The following is a 16,998-nucleotide window of genomic DNA, read 5'->3' as shown; positions in this document are numbered from 1 at the left end:
TGTACAGGGTGGAAACTTAAATTAACCAATAACCCAAAAAACATGAGTGAAAAAGCGTTCAAACAAATCGGACTTTGGATAGACCATAACAAAGCCCATATCATTGGATACGATGAAGGGCATGTCAAATTGATCGAAACCGTTGAGTCGCCGGTGGAAGCTCTCAAAAGAGAAGCAGGTGAAGGAAACGACAGTACCCGGTTCACCAGCAATAACAACCACACTTCCAATAATGAATACAAAAAGCATAATGTCAGCCAAAATGAATTGAAAGAATATTTCAAAATCCTGGAAAATAAACTTCATCCTTATGAGGATATCTTGCTTTTTGGACCTGGAACAGCCAAAGAACAAATCCGTAACCGGTTGAGAGAAATAAAGTCATTTGATAAAAAATGGCTCTCAATCCAAAAAAGTGATAGATTGACCGAAAATCAATTATTGGCTTTTGTTAGGGATTTTTACAAGGATGAATTCCCATCCATCAGCCCAGGTTTCTAAAACCCGCAATAATCCGCGATACCGCATCAAAGGAGTCATCTATGTTGAAGACTCCTTTTTTCATATTGTGCCAATAGCCATCTCCACAGTCAATGAATTCTCCTTTTTGCTTTGGTTTTTGTTCGCTTGCTTGATCATAATCATAATCCGGTAAAAAAATGTTGGCAAGAAGTTTTTTTGCATCTTCCCATCTCATTTCCTGAGCTTTGTTGTTCACCAGCACCTCAACCTTTCTGATTGAAAATTTCACAGTCAAACTGATCTCTTTGCTGTTTTTTTCATCATTGATCAAATAATTGATTCGAAGTGGAGCTTCCTTTTTGTTGAGTTCATAAATGGCCTGAATATAATCCTGGGCAAAAAACTGCCAGTCCTGCTGATTGAGAGGTACTGAGCGGACTATTTTCCCATGGGTATCTTTGGCAATTATGCTGACTCCACCCTGATCATTGGATTTACTATTTGACCATTTGGAGTTCGCATACAATTCTTTCAACGGACTTTCCCAGACTTTGGGCACCTCACCCTGAAACTGATAATCATCATTCAAACTGAAGCCTTCTTCAAAAATCTCCTCTTCTGATAAATCTTCCCGATCAGTGTAATGTAAGTCAAGGTGTGTATTCAGAAAATTTTTGCCCAAACCAATTTTCAACTTGAATATGTGACTATAGGGAGGAGGAATGATGCCTGAATCATATTCAATTTCTATTCTCGTAAGATCTTCTGTTTTTAAATGCATGCTTGTTTTCAGTTTGGACAGCAATCTCTCAATGCACAAAATTAGTTCTATTCTCGAGGAAACAAGAATACAGATAGGGATTAGACCTGATTTTGTTTAGAAGCTGATTTAATTTTTAGAAAATTCATGCTTTTGGATGATGTATTCTTTGAGGTCTGACCGTAGCACCTTATGTAGCTCTCCTTCGTTTCCCTTGCTTGTTTCTGTGAAAAGAAAACCAAAGACCCCGTACTTTTCCATATTTACTTTTCTTATATGCAGAGGATTTTCAAATTCAGCGGCTAATTTCTCAAAGTCAAAAGATTCAATATGCTCAAAGTCTATTCCGGATTGATTGTCCAGAAGGATCAGGCTGTATTTTTTATCTTTTCTGGTAGCGAATATTTTTTCCCAATCTGGTTTTAGAGATTTGAAATAATGTAAATAAGAATTGATCCCATAGGAAAACCAGGTCAAATCTGCTGTAGTACACCAACCACCAAACCTCATGGGGTTGACTTCAATTGGAATCAGTTTGCCTTGATCTGTCATCCGAAATTCTATATGTAAAGGGAAATTTCTCAATTCTACCTTGGAAGCAACCAAGTCTAGGAATTCAAATACGGAGTTTTTCAAGGAAACAATGATTTCTTCAGAACTGGAATAAAGTCTGTCACTTACGTCTTCAGAGGACTTGAATACATGATGAAGTACATTCAACAAGACAGGTTTTCCATATTCATCAAAATAACAATCAAAGGCATATTCCTCCCCTTCAATGTAGGATTCAAGTATAAACTGCGTATTGTCTACAACTTCTCTTGGGTAGAGTTCCTGCGTTTTCCGAATTTCTGATTTGATTTTGGCAACTGTAGATTTCCATTCAGATGGCTCGGAAACCCTGTAAACTCCTATACTGAAAAACCCGACAATTGGCTTGATAATGAAGGGAAATTCTAAATCTGCCAGCTCCAGATTTTCAAGTTCTTCCAAACTGGCTTTTGCAAAAAAGTAATCTGGATAACCTTCCTGAATCAATGCTCTGAACAGGTATTTGTTTTTGAATAATTCAACTTTTTCGGGTAAGCCTGTTCCTTTGGTATTTTTTTGAATCCAGGCAATGGAGTTTTCTGAATTGGTGTAAATTTTTGTCAGGGGGTTGATTTGGATTCTCATGGCAGCATCTGCTTCAGAAATCCAATTAGCCTGAACTTCCCCCATAATTTCTCTCGCATGAGGTGTAGCAATGATCTCTAATTGCTGATCAAGGATTGTTTTCTTTAGAAAATCAGAGGTATAAGGATAATCTAGTAAAATCATAAGCTAATTTTCCGCCAAATTAAGTTTAGCGGAGATTTATGCTTACTTTATTTTGATCAGCGGTTACTTTAAATGAAGCGTCTTTATAACTGGGAGGTCCAAATGTACCAGAGGCGTTGTTTGAAAAACCATAGGCATCTTTAGGAATGCCTAGCGCATTGGTGCGGAGCTTGCCAGTGTTAAGACTGTCATGAAAAACTGAAAAAGCATAGGTACCTTCTGGTATATCTTTGAAAACAATGCTGGCTTTGTCTCCCTTAATGGAAACAGATGCATTTTTGAAAGCCTTATCGACTTTGCTTGGAAACCCATCTTCTCCTTTGAAAAGCAAAACACGGACTACTCCACTTTCATTTTTCAGACCGGAAACTGTAATGGTCAGATCGGTTGAATCTTGGTCAAAATCTATAATAAAGAGCATGGCCAAAAACAAAAGAATGATTTTCATAGTATTTTATTTAATGTCTCGGGACGGTTGATTTTACCTGATTTGGTGTAAATAAAATCTTTCAGAAAGAAATACTTTCTAGGCACATGGAACCTGTTGATATATTTTCTCAACTCCTGATTGAACGATTCAGGATCGAAATTTTCAGGTTCTGCTATTTCTAGAAGCAAGCTTACTTTCTGCCCAAATTTTTCGTCAGGAATTCCTGCTATAAAAAAGTTTGTGTCACCAAATTGTTTTTGAATAGGCTCTTGTATTTTTTCCTCGACCTGCTCGGGGTATACTTTTACTCCTGCTGAATTGATAACAAAGTCCGCTCTTCCCAGCCATTTAAATTGACTTTTGTTCAATATCTCAACAAGGTCATTTGTCTGCACCACTTGATTAGCAGACATTGGAGCTTTGATCCAGAGCTTATTTTCTTTGTCCAGGCCTATTTGTACTTCGGGGAGAGTTATGTAGATCAGATCTTCATTTCTTAAATCTGCTAAGGCAATATGCGAAACGGTTTCTGTCATTCCATAGGTCTGGAAAGCATTTAGATTGCTTGATTTTATATCATCCTTTAATTTTTGGTTGATCGGTGCACCGCCTATAATTAAAGTTTTGATTTGTTTTAATTTAACTTGGCCTTCTACTTTATCGAGAGAAGCCCGAACCTGGAGTGGAACCATGGCGACAAAGTCCAGAGGAAATTTCAGAAAATCATCATGTAAGGGGTCAGAATTGGCTTTTACCAGATAGACTGTAGCATTCCATTCCATTCCCCGGACTAGCATCATTTTTCCTGCGATCATCCAAGTATTCAGGCAGCATAGTAACTTTGAATCATGTTCAATTTTGAAATATTTTCCAGTTGTTTCTGCAGAGGCCTTCATTTGTGACCTATGGATAGAAATACTTTTGGGTACTCCAGTGGATCCGGAGGTTGCTATAGAAAAGGTTTCTTTTCCTTTGAGCCACTGTTGGCAAAAAGTAAATGTTTGATGGAAGTAATGATCACTTTCCTTCCAGTTTCCATTTTTGATCTCCTCAAAAGAATATTCCCGATTCTCTAAAATGAATTTTCCCATTCTCAATTCAGTATAGCTCCAAAATTCAACAAATTTCCTGCAAGGCTGTTATCTTGCGTAAAAATAAAACGAATAAATATGACTATAGACTGGAAAACCGCAAAGGAATATCAGGACATTACCTATAAAAAATGCAACGGTGTAGCTAGGATAGCATTTAACAGGCCTGAGGTAAGGAATGCTTTCAGACCCAAAACCACCAGTGAATTATATGATGCTTTTTACGATGCGCAAGAAGATACATCTATTGGGGTCATTCTTCTTTCTGCTGAAGGCCCTTCTCCCAAAGATGGGGTTTATTCATTTTGTTCCGGCGGAGATCAGAAAGCTCGTGGACATCAAGGCTACGTCGGAGAGGACGGAATGCACCGCTTGAATATATTGGAAGTGCAGCGCTTGATCCGGTTTATGCCAAAGGTCGTAATTGCTGTAGTTCCTGGGTGGGCTGTGGGTGGAGGTCACAGTCTGCATGTAGTCTGTGATCTGACTTTGGCCAGTAAGGAACATGCCATTTTCAAACAGACTGACGCTGATGTGACGAGCTTTGATGGAGGGTATGGATCAGCTTATCTTGCCAAAATGGTGGGTCAGAAAAAGGCTAGGGAAATTTTCTTTTTGGGAAGGAATTATTCAGCTCAGGATGCAGCGGATATGGGCATGGTCAATGCTGTAATTCCCCATGATGAGCTAGAAGGTACTGCCTACCAATGGGCTCAGGAAATTCTGGAAAAATCTCCAACATCCATCAAAATGCTGAAGTTTGCCATGAACCTTACAGATGATGGAATGGTAGGACAACAGGTCTTTGCAGGCGAAGCGACCAGGCTTGCTTACATGACTGAAGAAGCCAAAGAAGGTAGGAATGCTTTTCTTGAGAAGCGAAAGCCTAATTTTAAGGGAATCAAATGGATACCATGATTTAAATCAAGTAAATTATAGGGTGGGTTTTTAAAAAACTCACCTTTATTATTTTCTGGTTTTCATTTATTTTCCAGTCTTTTACTTCCCTTCAGGAATAAAAGCTAAATTGGTTTTTGATAAGATTATTTACTTTTCAATTTCACAGTATGCCACATTTAGAAACAGAGTATAACACTCATGATGGACTGAAACTCTTTCTACAAGCTTGGATGCCAGAAAGGGCCAAAGCTTCAATTCTATTAGTCCATGGGCTGGGTGAACACAGTAGTAGATATGGCCATTTGGCAGACCTTCTTGTGAGGAATGATATAGCCGTTTTTACTTTTGATGGGAGGGGGCACGGGCAATCATCTTTACCCAAACCCACTGCTTATTTCGGAGACTATTTGGACTACTTGAAAGATATTGATTCCCTCTTCGAAAAAGTAAAAAACTATTTCCCTTCTGTTCCAGCATTTATTTTCGGACACAGTATGGGAGGAGCTTTAGTAGCTTCCTATATGTTGGAATATAAGAGTCAGGCCGAGGGTGTGATTTTGTCTGCCCCTGCTCTCAAACCTGATGAAAATGTTTCTGACTTTTTGATTAAAGTCTCATCAGTATTGAGTTTTTTGACTCCCAAGTTGAAAGTTCTCAAACTGGATTCAACAAAAATCTCCAGGGATAAGCAAGTAGTTGAAAATTACAATAAAGATCCTTTGGTCTATTCAGAATCTATACCTGCCAGAACTGGCTACCAAATTCTGCGCATGATCGATTTTATCAAATTCAATTCAAACGAATTTGATTGGCCGGTACTCTTATTACATGGAACAGCTGATAAACTTACCAATCCTAAAGGAACAGAGGAGTTTTTTAGGAATATCCCATCTGAAGATAAAACTTTTCACAGATACCCGGAGCTTTATCATGAGCTAGTCAACGAGCCTGAGAGAGACACTATCATGAAGGATATTTTGGAATGGATAGAGGAAAGGATCTAAACCGTAAAGCCCTCTTGAACTTAATTCAAAAAATAAAAAAACCGATGATTTTTCATCGGTTTTTTTTTGATATTAATTCAAACTAGACAGTTTGAAGAATGAGATCTAAGAGCTGCCGGTTTTCTGACTGAATTGATCAAACTCAAAGCTCTAATGGTGAAAAAAATCTATGAGTATAAATTTTACCCATAAATAAACAAAGTATGATTAGCGTCTTTTTCTGGAAAAGGACCTTTTATTATTTTTTTGTTCCTTCTTTTCTACCGTAGGATTACCACTCATTTGATAAGGATGCTCATCGATGACAGGTATTTTGATCCCAATAAGTTTTTCAATATCTCTATATTCCTTCATCGTATCCTGATCTGCAAATGAAATGGCAACACCTGAATTCCCGGCTCTACCGGTACGGCCTATCCTGTGAACGTATGTTTCCGGAATATTTGGCAAATCATAGTTGAACACAGTGGCCAATTCATCTATATCTATGCCTCTTGCAGCGATATCAGTGGCTACCAAAATACGGATTTTTCCATTTTTAAAATCATTCAAAGCATTCTGTCGGGCATTTTGGCTTTTATTGCCATGGATAGCAGCTGCTTTGATTCCTTCCCTCTGTAAGAGCTTGACCACCTTGTCAGAACCATGTTTGGTTCTTCCAAATACCAAAGCTGAGCCGATGTTTTCTTTTTCCAAAAGGTGTATCAGAAGCTTGGCCTTGTCATTTTTATTGGTGAAATATAATTTTTGAGTAATCTTCTCCACAGTGGAGGATGGGGGCGTTACTTCTACATATTTCGGGTTCTTTAATAAAGTATCGGCCAATTTCTGAATTTCCGAAGGCATGGTCGCGGAGAAAAACAGCGTCTGCCGCTTAGTGGGAATGATATTGATCAGTTTTTTGACATCGTGGATAAAACCCATATCCAACATTCTATCTGCCTCATCCAGAACAAAGATTTCCAAATGTCTCAGGTCAATATACTTTTGATTGATCAAATCCAGAAGTCTTCCCGGGGTAGCTACAAGAATGTCAACTCCTCGCTTGAGTGCATTAGTTTGATGAAGCTGTGAAACACCCCCAAAAATAACAGTATGCCTGATTTTGGTAAACTTGCCATAGGAGGCCAGGCTTTCGTTGATTTGAATAGCCAGTTCCCGAGTGGGTGTCAGGATAAGTGCCTTGATACCTGGTCTGCTTTGCTTTTGTGTGCTGAGCAGCTGGATAATGGGAATAGAAAAAGCAGCTGTCTTGCCTGTACCGGTCTGGGCACAACCTAATAGGTCATTTCCATCGAGTACAAGCGGGATGGCTTTTTGCTGAATTGGGGTAGGAGTAGTGTATCCTTCTTGGGCAACAGCCTTAAGGATGGGCTCTATGAGTGGTAAATTATTGAATGCCATTTGGGCGAATTAAACTGGCTAAAAGTCGTTGTATGTACTTCTGAAGCCTATTGTGATGATCTTTGGGCCTACAACCGGCCTTGTGCATTATGCAAAAACTAAGACAAAGGTAGTCTTTTTAAAGGGATTATTGATGATAAAGAAGCATGTATGCATTATTTCTCCCAAATTCCATAGGGTACAATTTCCAAAACGTGACCAAAGGGGTCTTCAAAATAAGCGCTTTTTTGACCTTTAGCCCATTCCTGTTCATGGGTGATTGTGATCCCTTTTTGAAGTAATTCAGATTTTGCCTTGAGATAATCCCTTTTGCTGACCTCAAAAGCAATGTGCTGCTTGCCTCTTGCAAAGTGAGGGGGAAGCTTTTCTTCATGTTGTGTAGCTTCGGGTAGAAAGCAAAGCAAGACAGAAGAGCCACACCTAAAGAAAATATGCCTTCCATCTACTTTAGAAATAACAGGCATTTCCAAAATATGGTGATAAAACTCTTCTGCTAAATCAAGATCAGAAATGTAGAGACAGGTCTCTTTGATTTGGCTGTATTTCATAGTTCAAATAATTACGCGTTTTATTGGATTGATTTTGTGAAAAAGGTATACTAAGTTTTAAAAATTACCTAAATCTAAAGAGTAATCCAATTTCCAATGCAATTGAAAGCTAAAGGTTTTGATGACTGATATAATATTTCCTTTGAATGGCAGAATATGATTTTTTCATCTATATAATCAGAAAAACTCCAAATAATCCTGAAATGATTCCTAACATGCTTCCAATAATCAGTTCATTCAGACTATGTCTGCCTGTGAACAGTCTTGACCAGGCGATTCCAAGAGCTAAAAACAAGAGTATTGAACCTAAAATCAAATGAACTTCCCAGAGTGAAACGGAAATATAGAATGCGATTCCTGCATGAAGAGATGCTTTGATTCTGAAATTCACTAATGCCATGATGATCAGGAAAACCAGGAAATTGAGAGTGTGGTAAATCACGGCCCTAGGGAGGTCCAATAAGAAAAAAAGTAGGTTCAAGAGGACAAACAATCCTATAGCAAAGGGATAAAATGATTTTCTTTGGGCTTGGTCTGATACATCAAAATTGCTGTATGCCCCTGATTTTGTTTTTCTCAAATTGTGAAAAATGATCGGTAGGGTAACTAATAATAAGGTCATTCCACTGACCCATAAGGCTTGCTTACTTGGCATTTTCTGAAAGCTCATGATGATCACATAGAGGTTTCCCAAGATCAGTGGATGCCCTATGATAGACAGGGTTTTTGCGCTTGCTAAAGTCTTACTCATTAGACTTCAAACATAAATAAAACATGAAATGTAGAAGTACAGTGATCCAGATACATTATTCCTTTCGTACATATTTCCAAAACCAACATTATTTAACTACCCTAAAATTTGAGATAACAGTTTAGTTTGTGGTTCATTTTTTAGGCTTAATAAGTGGCTCCCTTTGGGAGTCACTTTATTTTGGCAAAAGCTCATCCAAAATATCCGAGTTATCTACAATTCTTTTCGCCATTATTTCATAACCTAAGTCTGATGGATGTATTCCGTCTTCAGCAAAAAATTCCTGAGTATAATCAACACCAAAATCCAGGAGCTTTACATTTTCATTTTGTTTGTCCAATTTTCTCAACTCATTCATTAATAAGCTTCTATGCCAACCTAAAAAGATCTTCAATACAAAAGGGATGGTAGGGAATCTGTTGACTGGGGGAATACTGGGAATGATGATATCCTTCGTTCCATTTTGCTTTTGAAGGAGGTTTGTAAAAGTGCTTAATTCCTGAAAAAACTTCCAGGGTGGAGTAAACTTAAAGCAATCATTGGCTCCTATCAGGATTATAGTTCTTTGTGCCTTCCAACCGGATTTGTCCAAGCCGTGTCTCAACAGTCCATTTAGCCCTTTTGCCAAAAGACCATTTTTCCCAAGATTCAGAACTTCTGCGGATTTGTCACTTAGTTCGAATATTTGTTTGGCTATGGTCTTTTCAGCTGAAGAGGCTCCTACACCAGCGGCAGTTGATTCACCAATGATCAGAATGGGGTTCTTGCTCTTGGGTCCAAATTGTAGATATTCAGAATATGGTTTTAATCTTTTGATTTTTTTCCGAAGTCTTTTTCCCTCAAAATGTAGAAGGGGTAAAAATGGAATCAAAAAAACCAGTTCTGCAAAATAAGATAGTCTATTCCACATGTGATATAAAAGAACACCAAACTGAATAAAGCTTGGTGCATTCTAGTTTTAACCTCCTGATTTTTTTGCCTTATATCCTTCTTTGAGAAGAATCTCTAAAACTTTATCCCTGTGATCACCTTGAATCAGGATTTCTCCGTCTTTAGCTGAGCCACCAACACCACATTTGCTTTTGAGCATTTTTCCTAAAGTTTTTAGGTCTTCCTCACCTCCTACGAATCCCTCAATTAGGGTTACTTGTTTCCCACCTCTGGACTTCTTATCCAACATTACCTTAAGGTTTTGCTGCTGTGGAGGCAAAGTTTCTATGGATTCCTCATCCCCAGAATCAAAATCAAAATTGTCACTGGTAGAAAAAACTACTCCATCTCTTTTTTTCCAGTCATTATTTTTTTTTCTACCCATGTTTTATTTGGATTTCATGGTCCACACGGGTCTTTTTGCTGCATTTACTACATCCTCTGCAATGCTGCCACTTAAGAGGTGAAGGAATCCTGTCCTGCCATGTGTGGCCATTGCAATCATATCTGCATTGATGTCGTCTGCATATTCAATAATGCCTTCTTCTTCCGAAGAGCTATTGTACACATCCATAGAGGCTACCTTTAAGCCATGTTTATCTACAAAATCTTTGATTTTTTGCTTGGAAGTTCTGGTGTTTTCAAACATGCTTGGTGTGTTGATTTTAACCAGATGTAGCTCTGCATCTATTACTATTGAGGCTTTTTTCAGTTTGTCGACCACTTTATCCGGAACACTGTCAAAATCACTTGCAAACACAACTTTTTTGATGTCTTTAGGGTGAATCTCATTTTTGACAGTGATTACAGGACAAGTGGCATTTCTCACCACTTTCTCGGTGTTGCTTCCGATAAGAACTTCCTCCAGCCCGGAAGAACCTTTGCTTCCCATGACTACCAGGTCCGCATCAGCATCTGCAATTTCTTTTGAAATTCCGGCAAATGGATTGCCAAAAACAATTTTGGATTCAAAGGTGAAAGGTGAATCTTTGAATTTGGCGTTTAAGTCAGCCATTTGCTTTTTACGCTTTTCTACAAGTTCCACCATAAATATCTGCTGGGCATCATTGTTAAAAGCTCCAGCTTCACCCATACTGCTAAAGCTTTGAGGGCCCGGCAATTCTATAACATGAAAAAGCTTAAGTTTCTTGGTTGTATTTTTGGCTAATTCTTGGGCAAATTTAAATGCATATTCTGCCTCTTTTGAAAAGTCATAAGGTACGAGGATCGTTTTCATTTTTTCTGGATTTAGTGAATGCTGGAAAATACAAAAAATCCACCAAATAGCTGAATTATGGGCTTAATTTATTAAAAAGGAAGAAGATTCATGAAAGGCAGCTTTTGGATTGTAGTCATCGTAATCTCTGATTTTTAGGAGATTCCAAATTATGCGGTTTGGGTTTTTGCTTTAGATAAAAAAGTTGATATTAGAACAGAAAAACTACAGAATGAATTTCATCTCCCTCAAACCATACGTGCAGCAAAAGAGCCAATGTCCCCAATGTGGGGAATTTGAAGTGATTTCAAATGCATACTTTTTTCAGGGAATACATGTGCTAAGAGATTTATCCTGTGGTCATTGTGGTCTTGAATTCTGGGAAACCTTGCCCATAGGTCATACCATAGATTCGCAGGTAGTGGTCAAAAAGGAAAGCTTTGAAATAATCGGTGATGTTGGGGTTAAAGAATGGTTGGTTGCACCCCTGATTCAAGGACTAAAGTCTCCCGAAAATAAGGCAATAAAAGTCCAAGTAGAAAAGAAATCGGAAGCTAAGAAAATTATTCTTTTGAATTGCCTGGATGATTGCTTCGGACATGTCTTTACCAAACTTTGGAATGCCTGTTTTGATGTAGCCGGTTACGGAGTCGTGGTTATCATACCAAGCCAATGTGCTTGGTTGGTCCCTGAAAATGTTTCAGAAATCTGGACTGTTCCGATTGCTGTATCGCAAATAAGAAAAGGTGTATCAGGTTTACATCGGGAGCTTTCCAAATTGTTTTTAGAATATGAGGAAGTTTTGATCCATCCGGCATTCATGCATTTGAATCATTTGGAAGTTCCAATGGAGAAGTTATTGAAATCCCAAAGTTTTCCTTTGGGACAATTCTTGGAAATGAAACCAAAGATAGGCTTTGTGCTGAGAGAGGATAGGTTTTGGCTTAATTCCCCTTTTTTGGAGTTTTTATTTCTGTTTGCTAAAAAATTTAAATTATTGAATCAGTTCAAGCCTGTATTTCTGTGGAGGCAAAAGCAGTTGGTGATGCGTTGTTCTAAATTATTGAAAAAGTCCATTCCTGAAGTTGAAATCTATGTATCTGGACTGGGGAAGACAAGAAGGTTTCCCAAGTACATAGATGATCAAAGAATAGAAGAAATTATTTCTGAAAATGAAAAGGAAAGAAATAGGGTTTATTCTGAGACTCATTTGATAATTGGTGTTCATGGTTCTCATTTGCTTATTCCTTCAGGTCTGGCTGCTGGTTATATCAACATCAATCCAAGATATAAAACCGCTCATTGGATTGAGGATACCATTTTGCCCTATAAGGATAGAATGCAGCATTTTTTGGGAAGAAAGCTGGATCAAAACAGCTCCCCTTCTTTGGTAGCCCACCATGCGGATAGAATTTTTAAGGACTTTGAATATGTCTGGAAAAGACTGAAGGAATCTCAATTTTAAACCTCAGAGGGAAGTTTCTTAGCGCTTTGGACATCATACAGTTTTGCTGCTAGGTTTTCGGGGATTATTACCGCTCAAAACAATTCTGACTTCAGTCTCACAGTTTAGTCCTATTTCTTTAATCTTTTCCACCAAATGGTTACCTTTGCTGCTTCTCAAAAAGGCTTCAAAAAACAGCACATGATCCTCTTTTTCCAATCCCCCAAGGACCTGATTTATGCAGTTCAGGTCAAAAACCAATTAAATACCCAAGATTTAGACAAACTTACCTGGCTCTTCGGAGGAGCCAAATCTCTTGACGAAGAGCAGATAAAAGGAAAGTTTGCAGGACCGAGAAAGGAAATGATTACTCCTTGGTCTACCAATGCCGTGGAAATCACCCTGAATATGGGGATTTCAGGAATTATCAGAATAGAAGAATATTACCCGATTTCGGACAAGGACAGCATTGACCCCATGCTTCAAAAGGAATACGATGGTTTGACTCAGGATATTTTTGATATTAACCTTCAGCCCGAATCAATCGTTCCAGTAGAAGATATCAGTTCATATAATCAAAAAGAGGGTCTGGCATTAAGTGAAGAAGAGGTGAGTTACCTTGAGGATGTGAGCAAACAGCTGGGAAGGCCTTTGACAGATTCCGAGGTTTTTGGTTTCAGTCAAGTGAACTCAGAGCATTGTAGACACAAGATTTTCAATGGTAACTTTGTAATTGATGGGGTTGAAAAGGAGATGACCCTTTTCCAATTGATCAAAGAAACTTCAAAGAAACACCCCAATAAGATTGTTTCAGCTTATAAAGACAACGTTGCATTTGTTGAAGGGCCAAAAGCACAACAATTTGCTCCCAAAACACAGGACAAAGCAGATTTTTTTGAAACAGAGGATATCAATACTGTAATATCTCTAAAGGCAGAAACGCACAATTTTCCGACCACAGTTGAGCCTTTTAATGGAGCTGCTACAGGCTCAGGTGGTGAAATCAGAGATAGATTAGCAGGTGGTACTGCATCCATTCCTCTTGCCGGTACTGCCGTATACATGACATCTTACCCAAGATCTGAGAAGGGAAGAAGTTGGGAAAAGGCTTTGGAGGAAAGGAAGTGGCTTTATCAGACTCCAATGGATATTCTGATCAAAGCTTCCAACGGAGCAAGTGATTTCGGAAACAAATTTGGTCAGCCATTGATCTGTGGTTCATTATTGACTTTTGAGCATGAGGAAGATGGAAAAGCCCATGGTTTTGACAAAGTAATCATGTTGGCAGGAGGTGTTGGCTTCACCAGGAAAGAATATGCCAAAAAGAATGAACCTGGAAAAGGTGATAAAATTATCGTCATGGGCGGTGATAATTACAGGATAGGAATGGGAGGAGGAGCCGTTTCCTCGGTCAATACAGGCGAATTCAGCAATGCCATCGAATTAAATGCTATTCAGAGGTCCAATCCAGAGATGCAAAAGCGGGTTGCCAATGTGATCCGTGCTATGGCTGAAAGTAAAGAGAATCCGATCATTTCTATTCACGACCATGGCGCTGGTGGACATTTAAACTGCCTCTCTGAACTGGTGGAAGTTACCGGTGGAACAATTCATCTGGACAAATTGCCTGTTGGCGACCCTACACTTTCTGCTAAGGAAATTATTGGAAACGAGTCACAGGAAAGAATGGGTCTAGTTGTTTCTGAAAAGGATGTAGCAACGCTGCAAAAAATCTCCGAAAGGGAAAGAGCTCCATTTTATGTAGTTGGTGAAACGAGTGGGGATATGCATTTCAAGTTTGAAAATGCCAAGACGGGTGAGAAGCCTGTGGACTGGAATCTTGCATATATGTTTGGTAGCAGCCCTAAGACCATTTTGGAGGATAGTCCAGCGAAAGTCAATTTTTCGGAACCTGAGTATTCGCCTGAACAAATCAAATCATACATTGAAGAGGTACTTCAGTTGGAAGCAGTGGCATGTAAAGATTGGCTGACCAATAAAGTGGATAGGTCAGTGACAGGACGTGTGGCCAAGCAACAGACAACCGGAGAAATTCAATTGCCCTTGAACAATGTCGCTGTCATGGCTCTGGATTTTACCGGCGAGAAGGGTATAGCTACTTCCATAGGTCATGCCCCAGTAGCCGCCTTAGCCGATCCCGAGGCAGGTTCAAGGTTAGCAATAGCAGAAGCACTTACCAATTTGGTCTGGGCACCAATTACAGATGGTTTGGCTGGAGTTTCACTGAGTGCCAACTGGATGTGGCCTGCGAAAAATTCTGGAGAAAATGACAGGCTTTACAGAGCAGTAGAAGCAGTTTCAGAATTTGCCATTGAGTTGGGAATTAATATCCCTACGGGCAAAGATTCTCTTTCAATGACACAAAAATATCCTGGAGGAAAAACAGTGTACTCTCCAGGTACAGTGATTATTTCAACAGTAGGGGAGTGTTCAGCCCCGACCGCAGTAATATCTCCCGATATCAAACCTATTGAAGGTTCCAAAATCTATTACATTGACTTTTCCAAAGATGCTTTTAAATTGGGGGGATCTAGCTTTGCGCAATCCCTGAATAAAATAGGAAATGAAGTTCCGGATATCAAAGATTCGCATTACTTCTCCCAAGCTTTTATGGTAATTCAAAAGCTGATTGAAAAAGGGGAGATTTTGGCGGGACATGATATTTCTTCCGGTGGGATGATCACGGCCCTATTGGAAATGTCTTTCCCAAATTCAGAAGTGGGACTAAAGATTAAATTGGACAGGCTTGATGAGAGGGATATTACCAAGGCTTTATTTGCAGAAAATCCAGGGGTATTGATACAGGTAGAAAATCCTGAGCGTACCAGGGCAGTATTGGCCAATTATGGCATCAGTTACGCATCGATAGCAGATGTGACATTGGATGCAAAAGTTTCTATTGATCAAGCAGGATTGATTTTGGATGTGGCTGAATTAAGAGATGTATGGTTCAAATCTTCCTATTTATTGGATAAAAAGCAAAGTGGGGAGAAACTGGCTTTGGAAAGATTCACCAATTATAAAAACCAAAAGCTTCATTATAATTTCGCGGCAGACTGGAAAGGAAGCTTTGATAGTTTTGGATTGAATCCGTTCAGAAAAGAACCATCTGGGAAAAAGGCAGCCATTATCCGTGAAAAAGGTGTCAATGGGGATAGGGAAATGGCCTATTCACTTTGGTTGGCAGGCTTTGATGTCAAAGACATCCACATGACAGACCTGATTTCGGGTAGAGAAAATCTAGAAGATGTGCAGATGATTGTATTTGTAGGAGGTTTTTCCAATTCGGATGTTTTAGGGTCTGCCAAAGGATGGGCTGGTGCTTTTCTTTACAATGAAAAGGCCAAACAGGCTTTGGATAATTTTTACGCCAGAAAGGATACCCTCAGTCTAGGTGTTTGTAATGGTTGTCAGCTGATGGTTGAATTGGGACTTGTAACTCCGGATCATGACCAAAAGCCCAAGATGCTGCACAATGAGAGTCACAAGTTTGAGTCTGCATTTGTCAATGTAGATATACCTGAAAACGAAACGGTGATGTTCGGTAGCTTATCCGGCCAAAGACTTGGCGTTTGGGTGGCACATGGAGAAGGAAAGTTTTCCTTGCCTAAAGAGAAAAGTGCTTATCACATTGGGATGACTTATTCCTATCAAGGCTATCCAGGTAATCCAAATGGATCGGATCATTCAGTAGCTGGAATTGCATCATCAGATGGCAGACATTTAGCCATCATGCCCCACATTGAAAGGTCATTGAAGCCATGGAACTGGCCTCATTATCCAGCAGAAAGGGCCAATGAAGAAATCAGCCCATGGGTGGAAGCTTTTGTAAATGCTTATAGGTGGGTAGGAGAAAATTCCTAAAAACCTAAGCCAACAAAGCAATACTTATTCCCATAATTCCGAAACCGGCTATGAGTCCCCATTTACTGTGGGATTGGTGGCCGGTTTTGTATGCTTGGGGCAGTAGCTCAAAGAATGCCACATACACCATAATACTGGCCACAAAAACATTGACTACGTCAAAAACTTCAGGATCAGCATTTTCGAAAAACAGGAAGTAGGCAATTCCTGCACCGATAGGTTCAGAAAGTCCTGCTGCCAAAGTAATCAAGAGTGCTTTCTTTTTACTTTTTGTTGCATAATAAATGGGAAGCGCTACAGCCAAGCCTTCCGGGATGTTGTGTATAGCAATGGCTATTGATATACCTATACCTAAATTGATATCTTGTATAGTGGTCAAAAAAGTGACCAAGCCTTCTGGGAGATTATGTACAGCCAAAGCAAAAGCTGTGATGATTCCGGTTTTATATAGGCTTTTGGATTTGTCGCTGTCAAGTTTTTTTGTTCCGATTTCGGCAAGGTTTTCCTTGGAAATATTGAACCGGTCAGCAATCCAAGAAATGATAACCCCCAAAAAACCTATGATGACCAAGCCTCCGATAAAATAGAGGGTCACTCTCAAGTAAGCTTCTGATTCCTCCTCATAATTGCCCTTGAAGGTTTCCAATGCTCCAAAAATCAGCTCAACGAATGAAATGTATATCATGGCACCAGCAGCCAGACCAAGCCCAAAAGCAAGGTATTTACTTTTTCTGGCATGCTTGCTAAAGGCAGCCAACCCACCTATTCCAGTGGAAAGGCCAGCCAGCGTGGTAAGAATAAATGCATAGATCAGGTTGTCGTCAAATTCCATTTTCTGCTAAAAGTTGTTTTT

Annotated in this window: 16 protein-coding genes; 5 read left to right on the top strand and 11 right to left on the bottom strand. The window is 39.3% G+C overall.

Annotated features, from left to right (window positions below):
* The first annotated feature begins 42 nt into the window (after window positions 1-42).
* Window positions 43-501: a hypothetical protein gene (locus tag A33Q_RS13435; protein ID WP_009033371.1), complete on the top strand. Its 459-nt coding sequence runs from the start codon at window positions 43-45 to the stop codon at window positions 499-501.
* Here the strand turns inward: A33Q_RS13435 and A33Q_RS13430 are convergent.
* The 4 genes from A33Q_RS13430 to A33Q_RS13415 all read right to left on the bottom strand — a co-directional run bounded on the left by A33Q_RS13430 (window position 485) and on the right by A33Q_RS13415 (window position 4,063).
* Entirely contained in the window at window positions 485-1,243 is a 759-nt protein-coding gene (locus A33Q_RS13430; protein WP_009033370.1) for a hypothetical protein, read from the bottom strand. The genes A33Q_RS13435 and A33Q_RS13430 overlap by 17 nt on opposite strands.
* Before the next feature lie 108 nt (window positions 1,244-1,351).
* On the bottom strand, window positions 1,352-2,542 hold the full coding sequence (locus A33Q_RS13425; protein ID WP_009033369.1) for an ATP-grasp domain-containing protein: 1,191 nt from the start codon (window positions 2,540-2,542) through the stop codon (window positions 1,352-1,354).
* A gap of 25 nt (window positions 2,543-2,567) precedes the next feature.
* Window positions 2,568-2,990: a DUF2141 domain-containing protein gene (locus tag A33Q_RS13420; RefSeq protein ID WP_009033368.1), complete on the bottom strand. Its 423-nt coding sequence runs from the start codon at window positions 2,988-2,990 to the stop codon at window positions 2,568-2,570.
* Window positions 2,987-4,063 carry an AMP-binding protein gene (locus A33Q_RS13415; RefSeq protein WP_009033367.1) on the bottom strand — a complete coding sequence of 359 codons (1,077 nt, stop codon included), beginning with the start codon at window positions 4,061-4,063 and terminating at the stop codon, window positions 2,987-2,989. Before A33Q_RS13415 ends, A33Q_RS13420 begins: the two co-directional genes overlap by 4 nt.
* 78 nt (window positions 4,064-4,141) lie before the next feature.
* On the opposite strand from A33Q_RS13415, the gene A33Q_RS13410 reads away from it, so the two are divergent.
* Both A33Q_RS13410 and A33Q_RS13405 read left to right on the top strand, forming a co-directional pair.
* Window positions 4,142-4,981: a 1,4-dihydroxy-2-naphthoyl-CoA synthase gene (locus A33Q_RS13410; RefSeq protein ID WP_009033366.1), complete on the top strand. Its 840-nt coding sequence runs from the start codon at window positions 4,142-4,144 to the stop codon at window positions 4,979-4,981.
* Window positions 4,982-5,130: 149 nt separating this feature from the next.
* Complete coding sequence (locus A33Q_RS13405) at window positions 5,131-5,967, top strand: alpha/beta hydrolase (protein ID WP_040490455.1); 837 nt, start codon at window positions 5,131-5,133, stop codon at window positions 5,965-5,967.
* 207 nt (window positions 5,968-6,174) lie between these two features.
* Here the strand turns inward: A33Q_RS13405 and A33Q_RS13400 are convergent, their stop codons facing one another.
* The 6 genes from A33Q_RS13400 to A33Q_RS13375 form a co-directional block, all read right to left on the bottom strand.
* A complete protein-coding gene (locus A33Q_RS13400) occupies window positions 6,175-7,371 on the bottom strand; it encodes a DEAD/DEAH box helicase (RefSeq protein WP_009033364.1) in 1,197 nt (398 codons plus the stop codon).
* 155 nt (window positions 7,372-7,526) lie between these two features.
* Window positions 7,527-7,919: a VOC family protein gene (locus A33Q_RS13395; protein WP_009033363.1), complete on the bottom strand. Its 393-nt coding sequence runs from the start codon at window positions 7,917-7,919 to the stop codon at window positions 7,527-7,529.
* Window positions 7,920-8,088: 169 nt separating this feature from the next.
* Window positions 8,089-8,670, bottom strand: coding sequence for a phosphatase PAP2 family protein (locus A33Q_RS13390; protein ID WP_009033362.1), 582 nt, complete (start codon window positions 8,668-8,670; stop codon window positions 8,089-8,091).
* 175 nt (window positions 8,671-8,845) lie between these two features.
* Window positions 8,846-9,580 carry an SGNH/GDSL hydrolase family protein gene (locus A33Q_RS13385; RefSeq protein WP_009033361.1) on the bottom strand — a complete coding sequence of 245 codons (735 nt, stop codon included), beginning with the start codon at window positions 9,578-9,580 and terminating at the stop codon, window positions 8,846-8,848.
* 48 nt (window positions 9,581-9,628) lie between these two features.
* Window positions 9,629-9,985: a translation initiation factor gene (locus A33Q_RS13380; protein WP_009033360.1), complete on the bottom strand. Its 357-nt coding sequence runs from the start codon at window positions 9,983-9,985 to the stop codon at window positions 9,629-9,631.
* A gap of 3 nt (window positions 9,986-9,988) precedes the next feature.
* Window positions 9,989-10,837 carry a universal stress protein gene (locus A33Q_RS13375; RefSeq protein WP_009033359.1) on the bottom strand — a complete coding sequence of 283 codons (849 nt, stop codon included), beginning with the start codon at window positions 10,835-10,837 and terminating at the stop codon, window positions 9,989-9,991.
* 211 nt (window positions 10,838-11,048) lie between these two features.
* Here A33Q_RS13375 and A33Q_RS13370 point away from each other — a divergent pair, with 211 nt between their 5' ends.
* Window positions 11,049-12,281 (top strand): hypothetical protein, encoded by a 1,233-nt coding sequence (locus A33Q_RS13370; RefSeq protein ID WP_009033358.1) that lies wholly within the window; start codon window positions 11,049-11,051, stop codon window positions 12,279-12,281.
* A 180-nt stretch (window positions 12,282-12,461) separates the two neighbouring features.
* Window positions 12,462-16,145, top strand: a complete 3,684-nt coding sequence (gene purL, locus A33Q_RS13365) for a phosphoribosylformylglycinamidine synthase (protein ID WP_009033357.1) — start codon at window positions 12,462-12,464, stop codon at window positions 16,143-16,145.
* A gap of 4 nt (window positions 16,146-16,149) precedes the next feature.
* On the opposite strand, the gene zupT is transcribed toward purL, so the two are convergent.
* A complete protein-coding gene (gene zupT / locus A33Q_RS13360; protein ID WP_009033356.1) occupies window positions 16,150-16,977 on the bottom strand; it encodes a zinc transporter ZupT in 828 nt (275 codons plus the stop codon).
* Window positions 16,978-16,998 lie beyond the last annotated feature (21 nt).

The organism is Indibacter alkaliphilus LW1 (assembly GCF_000295935.2).
In the GTDB taxonomy this organism is placed as follows: Bacteria; Bacteroidota; Bacteroidia; order Cytophagales; family Cyclobacteriaceae; genus Indibacter; species Indibacter alkaliphilus.
This window is presented reverse-complemented; position numbering and strand designations above follow the sequence as displayed.

Coding starts and splice junctions, on each gene's coding strand:
- A33Q_RS13435 (WP_009033371.1), top strand. CDS start 43: ATGAGTGAAAAAGCGTTCAAACAAATCGGACTTTGGATAGACCATAAC.
- A33Q_RS13430 (WP_009033370.1), bottom strand. CDS start 1,243: ATGCATTTAAAAACAGAAGATCTTACGAGAATAGAAATTGAATATGAT.
- A33Q_RS13425 (WP_009033369.1), bottom strand. CDS start 2,542: ATGATTTTACTAGATTATCCTTATACCTCTGATTTTCTAAAGAAAACA.
- A33Q_RS13420 (WP_009033368.1), bottom strand. CDS start 2,990: ATGAAAATCATTCTTTTGTTTTTGGCCATGCTCTTTATTATAGATTTT.
- A33Q_RS13415 (WP_009033367.1), bottom strand. CDS start 4,063: ATGGGAAAATTCATTTTAGAGAATCGGGAATATTCTTTTGAGGAGATC.
- A33Q_RS13410 (WP_009033366.1), top strand. CDS start 4,142: ATGACTATAGACTGGAAAACCGCAAAGGAATATCAGGACATTACCTAT.
- A33Q_RS13405 (WP_040490455.1), top strand. CDS start 5,131: ATGCCACATTTAGAAACAGAGTATAACACTCATGATGGACTGAAACTC.
- A33Q_RS13400 (WP_009033364.1), bottom strand. CDS start 7,371: ATGGCATTCAATAATTTACCACTCATAGAGCCCATCCTTAAGGCTGTT.
- A33Q_RS13395 (WP_009033363.1), bottom strand. CDS start 7,919: ATGAAATACAGCCAAATCAAAGAGACCTGTCTCTACATTTCTGATCTT.
- A33Q_RS13390 (WP_009033362.1), bottom strand. CDS start 8,670: ATGAGTAAGACTTTAGCAAGCGCAAAAACCCTGTCTATCATAGGGCAT.
- A33Q_RS13385 (WP_009033361.1), bottom strand. CDS start 9,580: ATGTGGAATAGACTATCTTATTTTGCAGAACTGGTTTTTTTGATTCCA.
- A33Q_RS13380 (WP_009033360.1), bottom strand. CDS start 9,985: ATGGGTAGAAAAAAAAATAATGACTGGAAAAAAAGAGATGGAGTAGTT.
- A33Q_RS13375 (WP_009033359.1), bottom strand. CDS start 10,837: ATGAAAACGATCCTCGTACCTTATGACTTTTCAAAAGAGGCAGAATAT.
- A33Q_RS13370 (WP_009033358.1), top strand. CDS start 11,049: ATGAATTTCATCTCCCTCAAACCATACGTGCAGCAAAAGAGCCAATGT.
- purL (WP_009033357.1), top strand. CDS start 12,462: ATGATCCTCTTTTTCCAATCCCCCAAGGACCTGATTTATGCAGTTCAG.
- zupT (WP_009033356.1), bottom strand. CDS start 16,977: ATGGAATTTGACGACAACCTGATCTATGCATTTATTCTTACCACGCTG.